Below are 22,275 nucleotides of genomic sequence, written 5' to 3'. Positions count from 1 at the left end.
ACATCTAATTCCGAACCCAATGTTTAACCAAAGCCCGTCTTCGGGCGGCTCATCCGCAGCAAGCATATTGAAACAGAGGAGCTGGAAGCAGCCGCATCTCTTCGCAGAACGATGCTCTTTGTTGTCTTTCACGCATGAGAGTCGAGCGGGATCGTTGCTAGGCAGAGGAGCCGCATACGATCACCTGAGCAAATGAAGCGGTGATCTGGCGAAAGCCATTGACATTGTTATCACATGTTTGAAAAGGCTGGAGCTTTGCTTCGGCATATGCTCCGCCGGATTGCTTTTACCGATAAAGAGAGGGGAACGATCCAGGTGGCTTTTGAAAAAGAAACGTTGTTTTGGAACGAAAAATTCGGTGGCGAAGATTATACCTTGACGCGGCTGCCTTACAGTAAAGCTCCAAGCTCTATGGCGCCCATCATGACAACCATCGGCGGTTCGCTTTCGGAGGAAGCGGCGCAGCGCGTCCTTCAAATGAGTAAGGGAGCTCCGTTGGCCACTTTTATGATTTTGCTCGCCGGTGTTCAGTCGCTCTTGCATAAATATACAGGCGCTGCTGACATTTTGGTCGGCATGCCGGCTGTACGGAAAGCGACGGAGACGCGCCGATCCGTTAATCATACCGTCATATTGAAAAACTCGCTTTCGGCGGGTGCGACTTTTAAAACACTTCTGAACGAGCTGAGGACTTCCTTGCTAGAAGCGATTCAGCATCAACATATTCCGTTCTTGAAAATGACGGAGAAGCTGGACCTGCAATATGCAGACGGGATACCCGTCGTCCATACGCTAGTATCTCTTAAGGAGCTACATCTAGATGAAATCGGGCAAAACGTGCTCACGGATTGTTCCTTTACATTCAGCTTAATCGGCGGGACGATACAGCTAGCGCTATCATATAACGAGCACTTATATGACCCCGAGTTCATGACTCGGGTCGTCAGCCATCTGAATCGCCTGCTGACCGTGGGGCTTCACGAGTTGGAGTTGGACATCGTGCGGGTGGACATGCTCTCGGAGGAAGAGAAGTTTCAATTGCTGCAAAGCTTTAACGATACCGAGAATGACTATCCCCGTGATCGGACGATTCATCAACTCGTGGAGGAACAGGCAAAACGGGTGCCCCAAGCGACAGCGGTTGTCTTTGAGGGGCGGCGGCTCTCGTACGCAGAGTTGAACGAACGGGCGAACCGGCTGGCGTGGACGCTGCGATCGGTCGGCGTGCTGCCTAATCAGCTGGTAGGCTTGATGGTCAGGAGATCGCTGGAGACGGTCGTTGGCATTCTGGCGGTTCTGAAAGCTGGCGGTGCCTACGTGCCGATCGATCCGGAATACCCAAAAGAACGCATCCGCTACATTCTGGAGAACTCGAACGCGCAGTTGCTGCTGACTCAAAGGGAGCTACTGCAGCAGGTGCCGTTCGAAGGGACCGTGATGGCGCTGGATGACGAGCAGGCCTACAGCGACGATAGCTCAAACCTAGAACCGGCCAGCGGTCCGAACGATTTGGCTTATGTCATCTATACGTCAGGTACGACGGGCAATCCCAAAGGGGTCATGCTGGAGCATCGCGGTTTGGTCAGCTTGAAGCTAATGTTTGCGGACAGGATGGGCATCACGGAGCATGACCGAATCGTTCAATTTGCCAGTCTATCATTCGACGCGTCCTGCTGGGAGGTGTTCAAAGCGCTCTATTTTGGCGCAGCTTTGTACATCCCTACGGCCGAGACGATTCTCGACAACCGCCTGTTCGAGAGTTATATGAACGAGCATGCGATCACGGCGGCGATTTTTCCTCCGACGTACAGCGCTTATTTGAACCCGGACCGCCTTCCCAGCTTAAAGAAGCTTGTAACGGGTGGCTCGGCGGTATCGGCCGAATTCGTACAGCAGTGGAAACCAAAGGTTCGCTATTTCAATGCTTACGGTCCTACCGAAGCTTCAATTGTTACAACGCTTTGGGATGCGGATGAGGAGCAGCCGGAGCACAGGGTCATTCCGATCGGGCGGCCGCTGGCCAATCACCGGATTTTCATTTTGGACGCCAACCTTCAGCTTGTGCCTCGGGGAGTGGACGGCGAGCTGTGTGTAGCAGGCGTGGGGCTTGCGAGAGGTTACCTGAACCAACCGGAGCTGACGGCAGAGAAGTTCGTGGAGCATCCGTTCGCACCGGGAGAACGCCTTTACCGGACGGGAGATCTTGCCCGCTGGCTACCGGACGGAAATATCGAGTACTTGGGCCGGATCGACCATCAGGTGAAAATCCGTGGATTCCGGATTGAGATCGGTGAGATTGAGGAGCAACTTCTGAAGATCGATTCTGTGCAGGAGACGATCGTAATCGCGCGGGAAGGCAAAAGCGGGCAAGAACTGTGCGCTTACCTAGTAGCGGGCGGCCCGCTTACGCTAGGCGAGCTGAGAAGCGCGCTGGCACAAAAATTGCCGAATTACATGATTCCGGCGCATTTTGTTCAGCTTCCGCGGATGCCGCTCACGCCGAACGACAAAATCGACCGCAAAGCTTTGCCCGCTCCGGAAGGAAATGCGCTGTCTGGCGGCGCGTATGTAGCTCCCCGCAATGAAGCCGAGCGGGTGCTTGCCGATGTGTGGCAGGCGGTATTGAACGCCGATCGCGTTGGGGTAACGGATCATTTCTTCGAACTGGGTGGAGACTCGATCAAGTTCATTCAAGTATCTTCGCGGCTTCATCAAGCCGGTTATAAGCTGGAAATAAGGGATTTGTTCAAATATCCGACTATTTCACAGCTGAGTCTGCATGTGAAAGCGATCGGACGTACCATCGATCAAGGCGAAATAACGGGTGAAACGGCGCTGACACCGATTCAGCATTGGTTTTTCGAGAGCTCCTTTGCGGACCCGCATTATTTCAACCAGTCGGTGATGCTGTACCGGAAAGAACGCTTCGACGAAGAGATGGTTCGTCAGGTGCTGCAAAAGCTGGCCGAGCATCATGACGCCTTGCGGATGGTGTTCCGCAAGACGGAACAAGGGTTTAGCGCACGAACCCGCGCGATTCAGGAAGGCGAGCTGTTCACGCTGGGCGTGTTCGACTTCAAGGATGCGGAGAATACCGCACAGGCTGTGGAAGCGAAGGCAACGGATATTCAAGCGGGCATCGATCTGGAGAACGGGCCCCTCGTGAAGGCGGGACTGTTCCGGTGCGCGGACGGTGATCATTTGCTGATTGCGGTTCATCATGCCGTGGTAGACGGCGTGTCTTGGCGCATTTTGATGGAGGATTTCGCTCTGGGCTACGAGCAGGCTGGCAAAAGCGAGGAAATTCGTTTCCCAGCGAAAACGGATGCGTATCGTACTTGGTCCGAGCAGCTGGCCACTTATGCGCAAAGCCCTGAGATGGCGCAGGAACGGGCCTATTGGCAGGCGGTGGAGCAAATTGAGGTTCCGGCCGTGCCGAAGGATCTGGATACGGACATTACAACGCAGGAGGACAGCGAATCGCTGTTCGTCCGTTTGACTCCCGAAGAAACGGAGCTGCTGCTGAAGCGGGTTCACCGGGCCTACAACACCGAAATGAACGATATTTTGCTAACGGCGCTCGGCATAGCCGTTCGCAAGTGGACGGGACATGAACGGGTGCGGATCAATCTCGAAGGACATGGACGCGAATCGATCGGAACGGATATCGACATCACGCGCACAGTCGGCTGGTTTACGACCAAGTTTCCGGTCGTCCTGGAGCCGGAAACCGACCGGGATTTGGCCTATCAGATTAAACAGGTAAAGGAAAGCTTGCGCCGCATTCCGAACAAGGGGCTTGGTTACGGCGTATGCCGCTATCTCTCTAAATCGGAGAATTGCTTTGTTTGGGGCGCAGAGCCGGAAATTAATTTTAACTACCTCGGCCAGTTCGACGATGATGTCAATCAGGACGAGATCGGCATATCTTCTTATTCCAGCGGCAGCCCGGCCAGCAACCGGCAGGCCCGCAGCTTTGTGCTGGATATCAACGGTATGGTGCTGGACGGCGCTTTATCGCTAGATCTCAGCTACAGCCGGAAGCAGTATCGCAAAGAAACAATGGAAGACTTCGCCGTGCGGCTTGAGCAAAGTCTTCGAGAGCTTATTACCCACTGCGCAGGCAAAGAAAACACCGAATTGACACCGAGCGACGTGCAATTTAAAGGACTGACCATCGCGGAATTGGAGCAAATCGCCCAGCGCTCGGGCGATCTCGGGGAAATCGAAAATATTTACTCCCTTACGCCGATGCAGAAGGGCATGTGGTTCCACAGCGCGCTTGACCGACAAACGGCAGCTTACTTCGAGCAGACGCGGTTCACGATGCGGGGATCGCTCGACGTCCAGCTTTTCAAGAGGAGCTGGATAGAGCTTTCGAAACGTCATCTGGTGCTACGGGCGAATTTTGTGAAAGGACCGGCGGGCGATCCGTTGCAAATCATATACCGCGACAAGCCGGTCGGCTTTGAATATGAAGAACTACTTCATTTGCAAGTGGACGAGAAACAAGCGTATTTGGATAAAAAGGCCGAGGATGACAAGCTTCGCGGCTTCGACATGGAATATGACGCGCTCGTTCGGGTTACGATCCTGCGCACCGAAGAGCAAAGCTATCATGTGCTGTGGAGTTTCCAGCATATTTTGATGGACGGCTGGTGCCTACCGCAGCTGACACAAGAGTTGTTTGAGACGTATACGGCCTTGGGATCCGACAAGCAGCCAGTTGGTGATAAGGGATCGGATTATGGTGCCTATATCGAATGGTTGGAGAAACAGGACGATCAGGCGGCATCCGGCTATTGGACGACATTCCTGGCAGGTTATGAAGGGCAAACCGTAATCCTCGGGCAAAATGAACCGGCGCCGAACGGCAGATTTACAGCTGATCACGTCACTGTCGAGCTGGGCAAGGACTTGAGCGAGCGGATGGACCGGGTGGCGAAAGAGCGCCTGGTTACGGTTAATACGCTGTTGCAAGCTGCTTGGGGTGTGATGCTGCAAAAGTATAACGGAACAAACGATGTCGTATTCGGCAGCGTCGTGGCTGGAAGACCGGCGGAAATCCCGGGCATCGAGTCCATGATTGGGCTGTTTATCAATACGGTGCCGGTTCGCGTCACGAGTGAAGGGGACACCGTGTTCGCCGACCTGATGGCGAAGCTTCAAGAGCGGGCGTTGGAGTCCGGACGTTATGATTACTATCCGCTGTATGAAATTCAAGCCCGCAGTGTGCAAAAGCAGAACCTGATCAACCATATCATCGCTTTCGAGAACTATCCGGTGGACGAGCAGATGGAGCAGGCGGGCGACCATCAGCACGGCGACCTGACGATCGCCGACGTTCAGATGGAGGAGCAGACAAACTATAACTTCAACGTGACCGTGGTACCAGGAGTCGAGATCGAAGTTCGGTTCGACTTTAACGCCGAAGTGTTCGATAAACCGAGTATCGAGCTACTCAAGGGGCATCTCGTCCATCTGCTGGAGCAGGTGACGGGTAACCCGGAAATTACAGTGGGCGAGCTGGAACTTGTGACGGAGGTGGAAAAGGCCGACCTTCTTGGAAGCTTTAACGACACCACCACGGAATTCCCACGTGGGAAGACGCTCATTCAATTGTTTGAAGAGCAGGCGGAGCGCATCCCTAATGCAGCCGCCATTTCCTTGAATGAGCAAGAGCTGACCTACCGCGAGCTGAACGAACGTGTCAACCGCCTTGCCCGTACCTTGCGTAGCTACGGGATATCCAAAGGCCGTCTGGTCGCCATTATGGCTGAGCGTTCCATCGAAATGGTGGTAGGCATGCTGGCGGCACACAAAGCCGGAGCGGCTTACGTACCGATTGACCCGGAATATCCCGAGGAGCGTATCCGTTTCTTGATCGAGGATTCGGGAGCGCAGGTCATGCTGGCGCAAAGCCGCTTGCGCGACCGCCTGGCGGGTTCGGACTCTGTGATCTTACTGGATGATGAGTCCTCCTATCACGAGGACGGCACAAATCTAAATCCAGGCAATGAAGCGACAGATTTGGCCTGCATCATCTATACGTCAGGCACGACGGGCAAGCCGAAAGGCAACCTTGTCTCGCACCGCAACATCGTGCGGATTGTGCGAAATACGAATTATATCGACATCACTGAGCGGGATCATGTCCTCCAGCTTTCGAGCTATTCGTTCGACGGAGCGATTTTCGATATTTTTGGCGCTTTGACCAACGGAGCGCGGTTGGTGCTGGTTCCCCGCGAGACTTTGCTGGAAATCGGTCGTCTGGCGGATCTCATCCAGCGCGAGCGCATCTCAGTCATGCTGATTACGACGGCTTTCTTCAACATCCTTGTAGATGTAAACGTCAACTGCCTGCAGGATGTCCGGGCGATTTTGTTCGGAGGAGAGCGCGTGTCGGTCGGCCATGTGCGTAAAGCGCTCGCCCATATCGGACCGGGCAGGCTCAACCATCTGTATGGCCCGTCGGAAAGCACGGTTTATACCACTTACCTTCCGGTTGACTTCGTCGATGAGTCGGCAGTTACCGTACCCATCGGACGGCCGATTAGCAATACGACGGTGTATATCGTTGACAGCCGGAATAAGCTGCTGCCGATCGGCGTGGCGGGGGAGCTTTGCATCGGCGGAGAAGGCTTGGTACGGGGCTACAATAACCGGCCGGAGCTGACGGCGGAGAAATTTGTGGATAATCCGTTTGTGCTGGGAGAGCGCATGTACCGGACGGGGGATTTGGCGAAATGGCTACCGGATGGCACCATTGAATACGTGGGACGAACGGACGACCAAGTAAAAATCCGCGGTTTCCGCATTGAGCTGGGCGAGATCGAAGCTCAGCTTCAGAAAGTGGAAGGAATTCGGAAAACGACGGTATTCGCGAGGGAAAACGCATCCGGCGAGAAGCAGCTTTGCGCTTATTATGAAGCGGACCGCGAGTTTCCGGCGGTCGAGCTGAAGAGCGTGCTTTCCCAGGAACTTCCGGCCTATATGATACCTGCGTATCTGATCCAGTTGGAGAGGCTCCCGCTGACGACGAACGGCAAGGTCGACCGTCGATCCCTTCCGGCGCCGGAGGAGAGCTTGCAGCCGGGTGAAGGACGTACTCCTCCTCGGACTCCGCTGGAAGCCAGCTTGGCCGAAATTTGGAAAAGTGTACTCGGACTGGTACACATTGGCGTTCATGAAAACTTCTTCGATCTGGGTGGCCATTCCCTGCGGGCGACGACACTGGTGAGTAAGGTGCATCAGGAGTTGAACGTCGAGCTGCCTCTGCGCGACGTATTCCGCTACTCCACGATCGAAGAGATGGCTCTCGCCATCTCCCGGATCGGAGAGCAGTCGTTCTCGTCGATTCCGCTGGCAGACGCAAGGGCATATTATCCGCTTTCCTCAGCTCAGAAACGGCTATTTATACTGAATCAGCTGGAAGGGGCCGATCAGAGCTACAACATGCCGGGCGTGCTGCTGTTGGAAGGATCGATTGACCGAAGCCTGCTGGAGGAGGCTTTCCGCGGACTAATCGCACGGCACGAAACGCTGCGTACCGGCTTTGAGTTCGTACAAGGCGAAGCAGTACAGCGCATTTACGAGAGCGTTGACTTTGCAGTTGAGTACCGTCGTGCGAGCGAGGAAGAAGCGCCTGAAGTCGTGCAGGCCTTCATCCGGTCTTTCGATTTGGCGAAGCCTCCGCTGCTGCGGGCGGAGCTCTTAGAGCTGGCAGCCGAACGTTATTTGCTGATGTTCGACATGCACCATATCGTTTCCGATGGGGTTTCGATGGACGTGTTTGTCGAGGAACTCGTTCGTCTGTACGGCGGCGAGTCATTAGAGCCTTTGCGCATTCAATATAAGGACTATGCGGTATGGCAGCAGTCGGACGAGCAAAAAATGCAGTTGAAACGCGAGGAAGCCTACTGGCTGGACCGTTACCGGGGCGAGCTGCCGGTTCTGGAAATGCCGACGGACTATCCGCGTCCTGCTGTGCAGAGCTTTGAGGGACAAACGCTGACGTCCTTTGTGGACGAGGCAACGAATGAAGGCTTAAAGCAACTAGCCGCTCAAAGAGGAACGACGCTGTATATGGTGCTGCTTGCGGCATATACCGTGCTTTTGCATAAATACACAGGTCAGGACGATTTGATCGTCGGAACGTCGATTGCGGGCAGAACGCACGGAGACACGCAGCCTTTGATTGGAATGTTTGTCAATACGCTGGCGCTCCGCAATTATCCGGCTTCGGAGAAGACCTTCCTGTCGTATCTGGAAGAAGTGAAAGAAACGACTTTAGGCGCTTACGAGCATCAGAATTATCCGTTCGAAGAGCTCGTCGATAACGTGCAGGTCAGTCGGGATTTGAGCCGCAACCCGTTATTTGACACGATGTTCTCCCTGCAAAACTTGGAGGATAAAGAGTTTGAGCTGGAAGGGCTGAAATTGTCCCCGTACCCTAGCGAATACGGCACGGCCAAGTTCGACCTGAGTGTAGATGTTACGGAAGAAAACGGCGGCCTGGAGTGCAATTTTGAATTCGCAACGGCTCTTTATAAAGAAAGCACGATCCGGCGGTTGTCGACTCATTTTGGAAATCTGCTTACTGCGATTGTAAGCCGTCCGGATGCGAAGATTGCCGAGCTGAACTTGCTGACGGCAGAGGAAAAAGAGCAAATTCTCGGCGCGTTTAACCCGGAGCAGCCAGAAGCGGCTCCTGCGGTGGCGTTCCACCGACTGTTCGAGGAACAGGCAGAGCGTAAGCCGGAAGAGGCGGCTGTCGTGTACGAGAATGACAGGCTGACGTATGCGGAGCTGAACGAGCGGGCGAACCGCTTGGCGGCTACGCTGCGCACAAGCGGTATTGGCCGGGAGACGATCGTCGGCATTCTTGCCGAGCGTTCGGTGGACTTGTTGGTAGCCGTGCTGGCCGTCTGGAAAGCGGGCGGGGCGTATGTGCCGCTCGACCCGGATTACCCGGCAGACCGCGTGCGGTTCATGCTGGAAGACAGCGGAGCGAAGGTGCTGCTGACACAAACGGCGCTGCAAGAACGGGCTGAAGCCTGGTTCGGTGAAGAGGGGCTGGCGCTGGCGGCGGTGCTGTACCTGGACGACGAAGCGTCGTACAGCGAGGAGCGGGCGAATGCGTCGGTTGTCAACGGCAAAATCTCCGATATGCTCTTCGGCAAGCTGACGGATGCTGTGGATGACGGCGATGAGAGTCATCAGCATGTTGGCACCGACAGCTTCCATGAAGCCCGTCCGGAGGATCTGGCGTACGTTATTTACACGTCGGGAACGACAGGCAAGCCGAAGGGCGTGATGATCGAGCACCGCAGTCTGGTGAACACGGCGGCGGGCTACCAGCGGGAATATCGGTTGGATCATTTCCCGGTGCGGCTGTTGCAGCTCGCAAGCTACTCGTTCGACGTGTTCGTAGGAGATATCGCGCGGACGTTGTACAACGGAGGCACGATGGTAATTGTGCCGAAGGACGACCGAATTGATCCGTCTCGTCTGCACCACTGGATAGAGCGGGAGCGGGTCACCATCTTTGAATCAACGCCGGCTCTGATTGTGCCGTTCATGGAGTACGTGTACGAGCAACGGCTAGATATGAGCGGGATGGAGCTGTTGATCACGAGTTCGGACAGCTGCAGTGTGGCGGATTACAGAACCTTACAGGAACGCTTTGGCTCGTTGTTCCGCATTATCAATGCATACGGCGTGACGGAAGCAGCGATCGATTCAAGCTTTTACGATGAGCCGCTGGCGAAGCTGCCACAGACAGGCAGTGTGCCGATCGGCAAAGCGTGGCTGAATGCGAAATTTTACATCGTGGACGCGCATCTGAATCCGGTACCGGTCGGGGTGCTGGGCGAGCTAGTTATCGGCGGAGTCGGGGTAGCGCGGGGGTACTTGAACCGTCCGGAGCTTACAGAAGAGAAGTTCGTAGATAATCCGTTCGCGGCGGGCGAGCGGCTGTACCGCACGGGAGACATGGCGCGGTGGATGGAAGACGGCAACGTGGACTTCATCGGCCGAATCGACAACCAGGCGAAAATCCGGGGCTACCGGATCGAGACGGGTGAGATCGAGTCGCAGCTGCTGCGGGTGGAAGGTGTGCGCGAAGCGGTGGTGCTGGTTCGAAGTGACGCGGACGGGCAGAAGGCGCTATGCGCGTATTACACGTCGAATACCGGAGCGGAGCTGCCGTTGAATGATTTGCGCAGCGCGCTGGCGCAGGAGCTGCCGGGTTACATGATCCCGTCGTACTTCGTTGAGATGGAGCGCCTGCCTCTGACGCCGAACGGAAAGATTGACCGGAAGGCGCTGCCAGCGCCGGAAGGGGAAGCAGGAAGCGGAACCGAGTATGTCGCACCGCGAAATGAGCTGGAAATGAAGCTGACGGTGATTTGGCAGGAGGTGCTCGGGCTTGCGAAGGAGATTGGCGTTCACGACAACTTCTTCGACATCGGCGGCCACTCCCTGCGGGCGACGACACTGGTCAGCAAAATTCATAAAGAGCTTAACGTGGATCTGCCGCTGCGCGACGTGTTCCGCCATTCCACTATAGAGAGTATGGCGGCGGCCATTTCCCGGCTGGATGAGCAAACATTTGTTGCCATTCCGGTGGCAGATGACCGAGAGGTGTATCCGCAATCTTTTGCGCAAAAACGACTCTATATCTTGAATCAATTGGAAGGCGCGGAGCTTAGCTACAACATGCCGGAAGCGATGCTGCTGGAGGGTGCTTTGGACCAGGCAAAGTTCGAAGAATCGTTCCGTAAGCTTGTGGCGCGTCATGAAATGTTGCGCACTGGATTTGAAATGGTGGATGGCGAAGCATCGCAGCGGATTTACCAGGACGTGAAGTTTACCGTGGAGTTCTATCGAGCTGATGAGCAAGAGGCTGAAGAGACGGTTCGCTTGTTTGTCCGTCCGTTTGACTTGGCGAAGCCTGCACTGCTGAGGGTAGGCCTTGTCGAGCTAGCTCCTGAACGCCATATTCTAATGTACGACATGCATCATATTATTTCCGACGGCGTCTCGATGGAAATCTTTGTTGAAGAATTCGTCCGCTTGTACGGTGGCGAGCAATTGGAGCCTTTGCGCATTCAGTACAAAGACTACACCGTTTGGCAGCATTCGCAGGAGCAGAAGGAAAGGCTTCAGCGTCAGGAGGCGTACTGGCTGGATATGTTCCAAGGCGAGCTTCCGGTGCTGGAAATGCCGACCGACTATCCGCGTCCGGCCGTGCAGAGCTACGAGGGCCAAACGCTGGAGTTTTTCTTCGATGCTTCGAAAACCGAAGGTCTGAAGCAGTTGGTCTCGGAAACCGGCACAACACTGTTTATGGTGCTGCTTGCGGCGTATAACGTCCTTCTTCACAAATATTCAGGTCAGGAAGACGTGATTGTCGGTACGCCGATTGCGGGAAGGAATCATGGAGATGTGCAGCCGTTAATCGGGATTTTCCTAAACACGCTGGCTATCCGCAGTTATCCGGCTTCGGAGAAGACATTCCTGTCATACCTGAAAGAAGTCAAAGAGACGACCCTCCACGCCTTCGAGCATCAAAACTATCCGTTCGAAGAATTGGTGGAAAAGGTGCAAGTCACCCGTGATTTCAGCCGCAATCCGCTCTTCGACACGCTGTTTACGATGCAGAATACGGAGAATGAGGAATTTGAGCTGGAAGGGCTTCGCCTGATTCCTTATCCGAGTGCATTGGATACCGCGAAGTTTGATATCAGCTTGGATGTTGGCGAGGAGAACGGCGGCTTGGATTACAGCTTCGAATATGCGACGGCTCTCTACAAAAGGGAGACGATCGAACGGTTGGCGAAGCATTACGAGCAGCTGCTCGTAACGATCGTAAGCCGTCCGGATGCGAAGATCGCCGAGCTGAACTTGCTGACGGAAGAGGAAAAAGAGCAAATTCTCGGCGCGTTTAACCCGGCGCAGCCAGAAGCGGCTCCTGCGGTTGCATTCCACCGGCTGTTCGAGGAACAGGTGGAGTGCACGCCGGAAGCTGAGGCCGTCATGTACGAGAACGACCGGCTGACGTATGCGGAGCTGAACGAGCGGGCGAACCGCTTGGCGGCTACGCTGCGCACAAGCGGTATTGGCCGGGAGACGATTGTCGGCATTCTTGCCGAGCGTTCGGTGGACTTGCTGGTAGCCGTGCTGGCCGTTTGGAAAGCGGGCGGGGCGTATGTGCCCCTCGACCCGGATTACCCGGCAGACCGCGTGCGGTTCATGCTGGAAGACAGCGGAGCGAAGGTGCTGCTGACACAATCGGCGCTGCGAGAGCGTGCTGAAGCCTGGTTCGGTGAAGAGGGGCTGGCTCTGGCGTCGGTGCTGTACCTGGACGACGAAGCGTCGTACAGCGAGGAGCGGGTGAATGCGTCGGTTGTCAACGGCAAAATCTCCGATATGGTCTTCGGCAAGCTGACGGATGCTGTGGACGACGGCGATGAGAGTCATCATCATCAGCATGTTGGCACCGACAGCTTCCATGAAGCCCGTCCGGAGGATCTGGCGTACGTGATTTACACGTCGGGAACGACAGGCAAGCCGAAAGGCGTAATGATTGAGCACCGCAGCTTGGTGAACACGGCGGCGGGCTACCGGCGGGAGTACCGGTTGGATCAGTTCCCAGTGCGGCTGTTGCAGCTCGCAAGCTTCTCGTTCGACGTGTTCGTAGGAGATATCGCGCGGACGCTATACAACGGAGGCACGATGGTGATTGTGCCGAAGGACGAACGGATTGATCCGTCTCGTCTGCACCACTGGATAGAGCGGGAGCGGGTCACCATCTTCGAATCGACGCCGGCGCTGATTGTGCCGTTCATGGAGTACGTGCACGAGCAGCGGCTGGATATGAGCGGGATGGAGCTGTTGATCACGAGCTCGGACAGCTGCAGTGTGGCGGATTACAGAACCTTGCAGGAACGCTTCGGCTCGTTGTTCCGAATTATCAACGCATACGGCGTGACGGAAGCGGCGATCGACTCAAGCTTCTATGATGAGCCGCTGGCGAAGCTGCCGCAGACAGGCAATGTGCCAATCGGCAAAGCGTGGCTGAATGCGAAATTCTACATCGTGGACGCGCATCTGAATCCGGTACCGGTCGGGGTGCTGGGCGAGCTGGTTATCGGCGGAGTAGGAGTAGCACGTGGATACTTGAACCATCCGGAGCTGACAGAAGAGAAGTTCGTAGACAGTCCGTTCGCCGCGGGCGAGCGGCTGTACCGCACGGGAGACTTGGCGCGGTGGATGGAAGACGGCAACGTGGACTTCATCGGCCGAATCGACAACCAGGCGAAAATCCGGGGCTACCGGATCGAGACGGGCGAAATCGAGTCGCAACTGCTGCGGGTGGAAGGTGTGCGCGAAGCGGTGGTGCTGGTTCGAAGTGACGCGGACGGGCAGAAGACGCTATGTGCGTATTACACGCTGAATACCGGAGCGGAGTTGGCGGTGAACGATTTGCGCAGCGCGCTGGCGCAAGAGCTGCCGGGCTACATGATCCCGTCGTACTTCGTTGGGATGGAGCGCCTGCCTCTGACGCCGAACGGAAAGATTGACCGGAAGGCGCTGCCAGCGCCGGAAGGGGAAGCAGGAAGCGGAACGGAGTACGTTGCACCACGCAATGAGCTGGAAACGAAGCTGGCGGTGATTTGGCAGGAGGTGCTCGGACTTGCGAAGGAGATTGGCGTTTACGACAACTTCTTCGACATCGGCGGCCACTCCCTGCGGGCAACGACGCTGGTCAGCAAGGTGTTTAAGGAATTAAACGTCAACCTGCCGCTGCGCGACGTATTTCGTCACTCTACGATTGCGGCGATGGCCGAGGTGATCGCCCGGATGGAACGGCGGGAGTATGAGGCCATTCCTCAAGCGGAGGAGAGAGAGTACTATCCTTTGTCCTCCGCGCAGAAACGGCTGTTCATTCAGCACACGTTGGATGGGGCAGACCAGCTTTACAACATGCCGGAGCTGGTACAGGTGGAAGGCAAGTTTGATTTAGACCAGTTGGAAGCCGCCTTGTGGAAATTGATAACACGGCATGAATCGCTGCGCACCGGTTTTGAAATCGTGAAGGGCGAAGTAGTTCAGCGGATTTACTCGCAGGTCGATTTTGCTATGGAGCATTATCAAGCGGATAAAGAGGATGCAGCTCAAATTGAGCAGATCGTCCGCAGTTTCATTCGTCCGTTTGATCTCGGCAAGCCGCCGCTGCTGCGGGCTGGGGTCATCGAGCTGGAGCCGAACCTGTATATCCTCCTTTTCGACATGCACCATATCGTGTCCGACGGTGTATCGATGGCGATTGTGATCGATGAGTTCACGAGTCTCTACGCCGGGGAAGTATTGCCGCCACTGCGTATTCAATATAAGGATTATGCCGTTTGGCAGCAGTCGAAGGCCTATCAAGAGCGGATCGGGATACAGGAAGCGTACTGGCTGCAAACCTTCGAAGGTGAGCTGCCGACAGCGGACCTGCCGATAGACTACGAACGGTCTACGACTCGCAGCTACGAAGGTGCGCATCTGGAGTTCGATGTCGAAGCTTCTCTCTCTGTACGGCTGCGCGAATTGGCGGCAGAGCGTGAAAGCACGCTATTCATGGTGCTTGTTGCGGCTTATACCGTGCTGTTGTCCAAGTACAGCGGGCAGGAGGACGTGGTCGTGGGCACCCCGGTGGCGGGAAGGAGGAACGCCGATTTGGAATCGGTAATCGGGATGTTTGTCAATACGCTGGCGATGCGCAATCGTCCGTCGGGCGACAAAACGTTCTTATCCTACCTAGAAGAAGTGAAGGAGACGGCTTTGGGGGCTTTTGAGAACCAGGATTATCCGTTGGAGGAACTTGTGGAGCGTTTGAATGTGAAGCGAGAGTCGGGTCGCTTCCCGCTGTTCGATGCCGTTTTCGACTTGCAAAATATCGAAGAACGAGACGCCGAGTTGGAAGGAGTCGGCCTGAACAATTACGAGCTTGACCATTTGGAAGAAGCGAAGTTCGATCTGACGCTGTTTATGTATGAAAACAACGGGGCGCTGAGCGGGGGCTTCTTCTACGCCGCCAAGCTGTTCAAAGAATCGATGATCCGCAACTTAACCGAGGATTACCTGAGAATACTGTCTCAAATTGCGGAAAATCCACAACTCGAGCTCAGCCAGATTCAATGTCATAAACCGGAGGTAGGCGCAAAGAGTGCCGTCGATACGATCGAATTTGCGTTCTAATTCTACAAGTGCGCCTCCGCCGTTATGCGAAAGCGGTGCGCATCTCAAGGAAGATGGCTAACAACGTCTAAGCCCTTAGACGCGCAGGCCGAAAACAAGTGTTTTCGGACCTGCGCCAGGGCATGCACTCATTTCATTTTTAGGGGAGATACAAATGAAATCTTTGTTTGAAAAGGAAGAACGCTACTGGAGCGGCAAGTTTGACGACGATGACAGCCTGAGCTTCCTTCCCTACAGTCAAACCTCCAAATTATCCACCGACGAGGAAGCTGCGGCCGAGCCGGGCTTACTTCATCGTACTCTGCCGAGCGAACTCTCGGAGAGAATTATTGGTCTTGCCAACGGTTCGGATTTGGCTTTGTACATGATTGTTTTGGCAGGAGTAAAGGGTCTTTTGTTCAAATATACTGGGCGGGGCCAAGTAATGGTCGGCATGCCTTCCTATAGCACAGACCCTGACGGGACGCCGCCGCCGCATGACATCTTGGTGATCAAAACGTCCGTAAGCCGCGAGACTACGCTGAAAACGCTACTTGGGGGCATCAAAGCCTCTATTGGAGAGGCATTGGAGCATCAGCACCTGCCTTTTCGGAAAATGGTGGAGCCGCTCCATCTGGACTATACGGGAGACGGACTCCCGGTCGTCAACACTGTCGTATCCTTTGCACCAATTCATCTGGGACCGTTGGGTACCCGGATTGCGGCCGATACGGTTTTTCGCTTCGACCGTCAAAATAACTCCATCGAGCTGGAAATAAGCTTTGACGGGCAGCGGTACGAGCGGGCATTTGTGGAACAGGCGGCCGACCATCTTGTTCGGCTGCTGTCCGTGCTTTTATTTCAGTCGGATCTGGGGCTCGGACAAGTCGATATGTTGTCCCCAGACGAGAGAGAGACGCTGCTGAAGCGATTTAATGACACGGAAACTGAGTTCGAGCGGGGGAAAACAATTTACGGCTTGTTCGAAGAACAGGCGGAGCTTTACCCGGACAATGTGGCAGTCGTCATGAACGAGCAGCAGTTGACCTACCGCGAGCTGAACGAGCGATCCAACCGCCTTGCGCGGACGTTGCGGGAGAGGGGCGTAGAAGCAGATCAACTAGTAGCGATTCTGGCCGAACGCTCGCTCGATATGGTCGTCGGCATTCTGGCGATTCTCAAAGCGGGCGGAGCCTTCGTGCCTGTCGATCCCGACTACCCGGAAGAGCGTATCCGCTTCATGATCGAGGATTCGGGCGCGCACCTGCTGCTGACTCACAGGGAGCGTCTGCAGCAGGTGCCTTTCGAAGGGACAGTGTTGGCACTGAATGACGAGCAGGCCTACACCGACGATGGCTCGAACTTGGAGCCGGTCAGCGGTCCGAATAACCTGGCGTATGTCATCTATACGTCAGGTACGACGGGCAAACCCAAAGGGGCCATGCTGGAGCATCGCGGTTTGGTCAGCTTGAAACTGATGTTCGCGGACAGACTGGGCATCACGGAGCATGACCGGATTGTTCAATTCGCGAGCCTGTCGTTCGACGCATCCTGCTGGGAAATGTTCAAAGCGTTCTATTTTGGCGCTGCTTTGTACATCCCGACGGCCGAGACGATTCTCGACAACCGCCTGTTCGAGCGTTACATGAACGAGAATGCGATTACGGCGGCGATTTTGCCTCCAACGTACAGTGCTTATTTGAACCCGGACCGCCTTCCCAGCTTAAAGAAGCTTGTAACGGGAGGCTCGGCAGTATCGGCCGAATTCGTGCAGCAGTGGAAATCGAAGGTCCACTATTTCAATGCTTACGGCCCTACCGAAGCTTCGATTGTTACGACGCTTTGGGATGCGGAAGAGGAGCAGCCGGAGCGCAAAGTCATACCAATCGGGCGCCCGCTGGCCAATCACCGGATTTTTATTTTAGATGCCCACCTGCAGCTTGTGCCTCCGGGAGTGGACGGCGAGCTGTGCGTGGCAGGTGTGGGGCTTGCGAGAGGTTACCTTAACCATCCGGAGCTGACGGCAGAGAAGTTCGTGGAACATCCGTTCGCACCGGGAGAACGCCTTTACCGGACGGGAGATCTCGCCCGCTGGCTACCGGACGGAAATATCGAGTACTTGGGCCGGATCGACCACCAGGTGAAGATCCGTGGAATCCGGATCGAGATAGGCGAGATTGAAGAGCAGCTTCTGAAGATTGATTCCGTGCAGGAGACGATCGTAATTGCGCGGGAAGGCAAAAGCGGACAAGAATTGTGCGCTTACCTGGTCGCGGTTCACCCGCTAACGCTGGGCGAGCTGAGAAGCGCGCTGGCGCAAAAATTGCCGAATTATATGATTCCTGCGCATTTTGTTCAGCTTTCGCGGATGCCGCTAACCCCGAACGGGAAAATCGATCGCAAAGCGCTGCCCGCGCCGGAGGAAGCCGCGGTCGGAGGAGCGGAATATGTCGCGCCGAGAACGCTGCTCGAAATGAAAATCGCCCGCGTCTGGCGGGATACGCTTGGTGTTCCCCAGGTGGGCGTAAAGGATAACTTTTTTGAATTGGGTGGCAATTCGTTAAGTCTGATGAGGCTTGTTCAAGCCGTTTACGATGAAACGGGCATTGAGATACCACTGAACCGCCAATTCCATCATGTAACCGTTGAAGCTATGGCTTTCGGAGAGGGGAATCTGGGCCTGGATAAAGGGGGAGATTCCTTCATTAAGCTGAATAAAGCAGGGGATCTGAGCGTGTTCTGCTTCCCTCCGGGCAGCGGCTTCGGCGTCGGTTACCGAGAGCTCGCAAGCAGGCTCGACGGCCAGTTCGTGCTCTACGGCATTGATTTTATCGACGATGCCACCGATTACGAGGCAATGTTGAACCGTTATGTGGACGAGATTGTCCGCATTCAGCCGGAGGGACCTTACGTGCTGCTTGGCTACTGCTTCGGAGGCAATCTAGCATTCGAGGTAGCCAAAACGATGGAGAAAAGAGGGTATCCCGTAACGGACATGCTTATGGTGGACTCGTGGATTAAGGACGCGCTGACGCCTTCCGAAACGACGGAGAAAGAGCTTGAAGAAACGCTTGCCGATTTCGATGAAGAAGAGAAGGAATTAATGAGTAACCCGCTCGTGCGGGATCGTGTTCATCGGAAGGTCAAAGCGACCTTGGTGTACGAAGCTCAGCTTATTAATTCCGGTACGATCTCGGCCCGGATTTACGAACTGATTGCGAAGGACAGCGAAGCGTTCCGCACGGAGCACCAATTGCCATCCTGGCGGGGTGCAACGATGCAAGCTTACGCCGATTACCGGCTGGAGGGCGCGCACGAGGAATTGCTGGAACTCGCGCGCGTGGACGAAACGGCCACTGTCATCCGGAACATTTTAGAGCAAGTCAAGCGGCAGATTGAATCGGAGGCTGGGGTGCTGCATGGAAGCTGACCGGCAGCCGTCTGTTCAAGAGCACGGCACAGCGGCGGCTTCCAAGCGTCAAACCGCTTACGCGACCTGGAAAGCGTTCTGCTGGCTGATGTCCTATGTAAGCCGTCACAAAGGCTGGATGATCGTCGGTACCTTGTCCGCAATTGCTGCCGCTGTTATTGAGATATGGACGGGGAGTTTGATTGAGCAGTTGACCACTCAGGCCGAGAAGGGGGCGGGACCAATCGCTTTCCAGATCGTTTACACGGTCTTTGTGGTCATCTTGATCGGAGTGCCGGCGAAGTTTTTCATGAGCTTCGGCGTGGAGCGAAGCAGTGCCTCTGCGGTGCAGGATATTCGCAACCATGTCATGCGTCATATCGGCAAACTCCCGGTCTCCTATTTGGAAAAGCAACACTCTGGTGACATGTTGTCGCGGATCAACAACGACCTGCAGCTCATCCAGCAGTTTATGATTCGGGACCTTGCCCAGTGGTTTTATCATCCGCTATTGTTCATTGGCTGTTTCGCTTATTTAATATACCTCCAATGGGAGTTGATGCTATACAGCCTGCTGTTATTTCCTGTAGCGCTGCTGATTTCCCAATGGATTGGCAAGCAATTGGAGCGGTTGACGGAGGAAGCCCAAGCTAACATGGGCCGAATGAACATCAACCTCCAGGATACGCTTGGGGGTATGCCGATTGTAAAAAGCTACCTGCTATCCGGCATGTTATCTCGCTCCTACCAAGTGCTGCTGCAATTAACGGCTCAAAAAAAGCTGGCCGTGAAAAAGCGGGAAGCCTGGGTCAACCCGCTGCTTTCCACGCTGATGATCAGCCCGATCATTTTTGCCCTTAGTTACGGAAGCTATTTGATCTATAACGGGCAACTAGCCGCGGGGGAACTGGTCGCCTTCCTGTACTTGCTGAATCTGTGTTTGGAGCCGCTGGAGCATATTCCAGAGCTCATCACGCGGACGTTCGAAATGGCTGGTGCCCTGAGAAGGGTCTCTGAAATCGTAGAGCAGCCGATCGAAACGGAAAATGGCCGTTCACTTCCGAAGGGGAACGCCGCCCCCATTGAGTTTCAGAATGTAACCTTCGGGTATGAGGAGAGCTCCCCAATTCTACGTAATGTTAGCTTCGCAGTGCCGGAAGGGAAGACGATCGCGCTTGTCGGGGCGAGCGGCGGAGGGAAGAGCACGGTGTTTAAGCTTATATGCGGCTTTTATCCGCTTCAGGAGGATCAGGGGAAGATCCGTGTGTTTGGCAGCCTGATCCATGGTGCCGATCCGGAGCAGCTTCGGTCTCATTTTTCCGTGGTAACCCAGGATTCATATTTGTTTAGCGGTACGATCGCCGAAAATATCGGCTACGGGCGGGAAGAAGCGTCGATGGACGAAATTATGGAAGCCGCCAAAGCCGCTCAGGCGCATTCCTTCATTATGCAGCTTCCTGACGGTTACCAGACGTATGTCGGAGAGCGCGGAGGCTTCTTATCCGGCGGGCAGCGCCAGCGCATTGCAATGGCCCGGGCATTTCTGAAGGATGCTCCCGTACTGCTGCTGGACGAGCCAACGTCGGCTCTTGATCCGGAGTCGGAAAGCGCGGTTCAGGAAGCGCTCAACGTCTTAATGAAGCAGAGAACGACGATAGTTATTGCCCACCGGCTTTCTACCGTACAAAACGCCGACGAAATTTGGGTCATGGAACAAGGAAATATGGTGGAAAAGGGCACTCATGAACAATTGCTGGAGATGAAGGGGTTGTACTCCCAGTCGTACTACCAGGAATTTACCGAGTCTGCCGAACGCAGGGAGGTGTCGTACACATGAAAAAGGACGGCTGGCTCTCGCAAGTGAAAGAACTCGGCTACTTGCTGACGTTTATGAACCGCAAGCTCAAAACCCAGTACGCCATTGGCCTTGCTGTGACGGCGCTCACACAGACATTGTTCCTGATCGCCTTCAGTTTGGTCGTACATAACTTGGTTGATTTCGCCGTGTCCCGTGATACGTCCCTGATGGTGGAAGCCTTTATTATTTTGGGCGTGGCCCTGTTCTTGGAAAATGTGATTTCTCCCTGGTTCATTTACTTATACCAGCGCAGTGTCGAGCTGACTGTGCTGAATATCCGCAAACGTCTTTATGAAAAGCTGTGCCGGGTGCGGCCAAGATTCCTGGAGCAGACGCACCATGGGGACTTGCTGTCGAGGGTGAACAATGACGTAACGACCGTTGAGTTTACATTCTCGCAGGTTTACTTCGTTTTGCTGCTTCAAGTTGTCTTTTGCATCGGCTCCATTTTCTCTATGGTGTTGATCGATTGGCGGTTTGCCGGCGTATCCTTCGTCATTCTGCTGCTGTCCTCTGTTGTTAGCTTAAAATTTGCGCGGGATATTCGCGCTTTGTCCGAACAAGGCTTGCAGACGCTCGGTAAAATGACCGAAAAGTTCAAAGATTTTATGGGTGGCATTCAAATTGTGAAGCTGTTCCGCATCCGCACGATTTACGGCCAGTACGAGGCGTTGAACGAACAAATGACGCAGACGCTTCGGCAAACCGCGCAGAAAAACGGCATGCAGGCTGCGGTGAACCATTTTATCAGCTACGTCACTTTCTGCGGCATCATCGTCATCGGCAGTCTTCTTTATGCCTACGGACTGATGGGAATGGGAAGCGTCGCTGCCTTGGCAGTTCTGCAAGTGAATCTGACGCACGCCTTGTTGAACTTGGGGATGGTTCTGTCTATGACCCAAAATTCGCTCGCGGGTGCGCATCGGATTCAAGAGGTACTAAGAGGGGAAGAGGAACCGGAGAGTTTAGGTTCACCTTACAGCGAGCTCGTGTCGGAGGCTGCGGTGGAGTTTCGCGATGTGGAATTTTCCTATCAGGCGGATAAAAAGGTGCTTGTCGACATGTCGATGCAGGTGTTTCCTGGCCAGGTTGCCGCTATCGTGGGGGCCAGCGGCAGCGGTAAAAGTACGCTGATTAAGCTGCTGCTCGGCTTTTATCCAGTGGACAGCGGAGAAATCCTGCTTCAAGGCAAACCATTTGGCCATTACACGCTGGACGAAATCCGTAGGCAGATTGCATACGTTCCGCAGGAGCCGTTCTTATTTACCGGCACGATTGAGGAAAACATCCGCTATGGCAACCCCGATGCAACGGATGAAGAAGTGATCGAAGCTGCCAAAGCAGCGTATGCTCACCATTTCATTCAAGAACTTCCTGAACAGTATAAAACGCCGGTGGGAGAGAGAGGAACGTCGTTGTCGGGCGGACAAAGGCAGCGAATTGCGATCGCCCGGGCGATTCTCAAGAACGCCCCGATTTTGCTGCTGGACGAAGCGACTTCCGCGTTGGATAACGAATCCCAGCATTGGGTACAGCAGGCCCTGAACGTATTGATGAAGGGGCGCACCACTATTCTGATCGCCCACCGTCTCAGCACCGTAGAACATGCGGATTTGATTACCGTTATGAACCAAGGAACGGTCGTTGAGCGTGGCCGCCATCAGGACCTGCTGGCGCTCGGGGGTTATTACGCTCGGCTGTACGGCTAGCCCCGCTTTACGGCGGGCGGCTTCCTGCTTGCGAATGCGACAGAGTCTTTTGGTTATCCAAGGCATGACTT

At 54.9% G+C, this 22,275-nt stretch carries 4 protein-coding genes; all 4 read left to right on the top strand.

Features of this window, described 5'->3' with window-relative positions; translation table 11 throughout:
- The first annotated feature begins 234 nt into the window (after positions 1-234).
- The 4 genes from IFO66_RS24465 to IFO66_RS13330 all read left to right on the top strand — a co-directional run bounded on the left by IFO66_RS24465 (position 235) and on the right by IFO66_RS13330 (position 22,204).
- Positions 235-15,249: a non-ribosomal peptide synthetase gene (locus tag IFO66_RS24465; protein ID WP_192025613.1), complete on the top strand. Its 15,015-nt coding sequence runs from the start codon at positions 235-237 to the stop codon at positions 15,247-15,249.
- Between the two features lie 154 nt (positions 15,250-15,403).
- Positions 15,404-18,658 carry a non-ribosomal peptide synthetase gene (locus IFO66_RS13340; RefSeq protein WP_192025612.1) on the top strand — a complete coding sequence of 1,085 codons (3,255 nt, stop codon included), beginning with the start codon at positions 15,404-15,406 and terminating at the stop codon, positions 18,656-18,658.
- The gene (locus tag IFO66_RS13335) at positions 18,648-20,474 is read left to right on the top strand and encodes an ABC transporter ATP-binding protein (protein ID WP_192025611.1); all 1,827 of its coding nucleotides are present in this window, start codon (positions 18,648-18,650) and stop codon (positions 20,472-20,474) included. The genes IFO66_RS13340 and IFO66_RS13335 overlap by 11 nt, the downstream gene beginning before the upstream one ends.
- On the top strand, positions 20,471-22,204 hold the full coding sequence (locus IFO66_RS13330) for an ABC transporter ATP-binding protein (RefSeq protein WP_192025610.1): 1,734 nt from the start codon (positions 20,471-20,473) through the stop codon (positions 22,202-22,204). The genes IFO66_RS13335 and IFO66_RS13330 overlap by 4 nt, the downstream gene beginning before the upstream one ends.
- Positions 22,205-22,275 lie beyond the last annotated feature (71 nt).

Source organism: Paenibacillus arenosi (assembly GCF_014841135.1).
Taxonomy (GTDB): Bacteria; Bacillota; Bacilli; order Paenibacillales; family Paenibacillaceae; genus Paenibacillus_B; species Paenibacillus_B arenosi.
The sequence above is the reverse complement of the archived record's forward strand: the minus strand, read 5'-3'. Positions and strand labels throughout refer to the sequence as shown.

Excerpts from the sequence above, each read along its gene's own strand:
- IFO66_RS24465 (WP_192025613.1), top strand. The coding sequence starts at position 235 with ATGTTTGAAAAGGCTGGAGCTTTGCTTCGGCATATGCTCCGCCGGATT.
- IFO66_RS13340 (WP_192025612.1), top strand. The coding sequence starts at position 15,404 with ATGAAATCTTTGTTTGAAAAGGAAGAACGCTACTGGAGCGGCAAGTTT.
- IFO66_RS13335 (WP_192025611.1), top strand. The coding sequence starts at position 18,648 with ATGGAAGCTGACCGGCAGCCGTCTGTTCAAGAGCACGGCACAGCGGCG.
- IFO66_RS13330 (WP_192025610.1), top strand. The coding sequence starts at position 20,471 with ATGAAAAAGGACGGCTGGCTCTCGCAAGTGAAAGAACTCGGCTACTTG.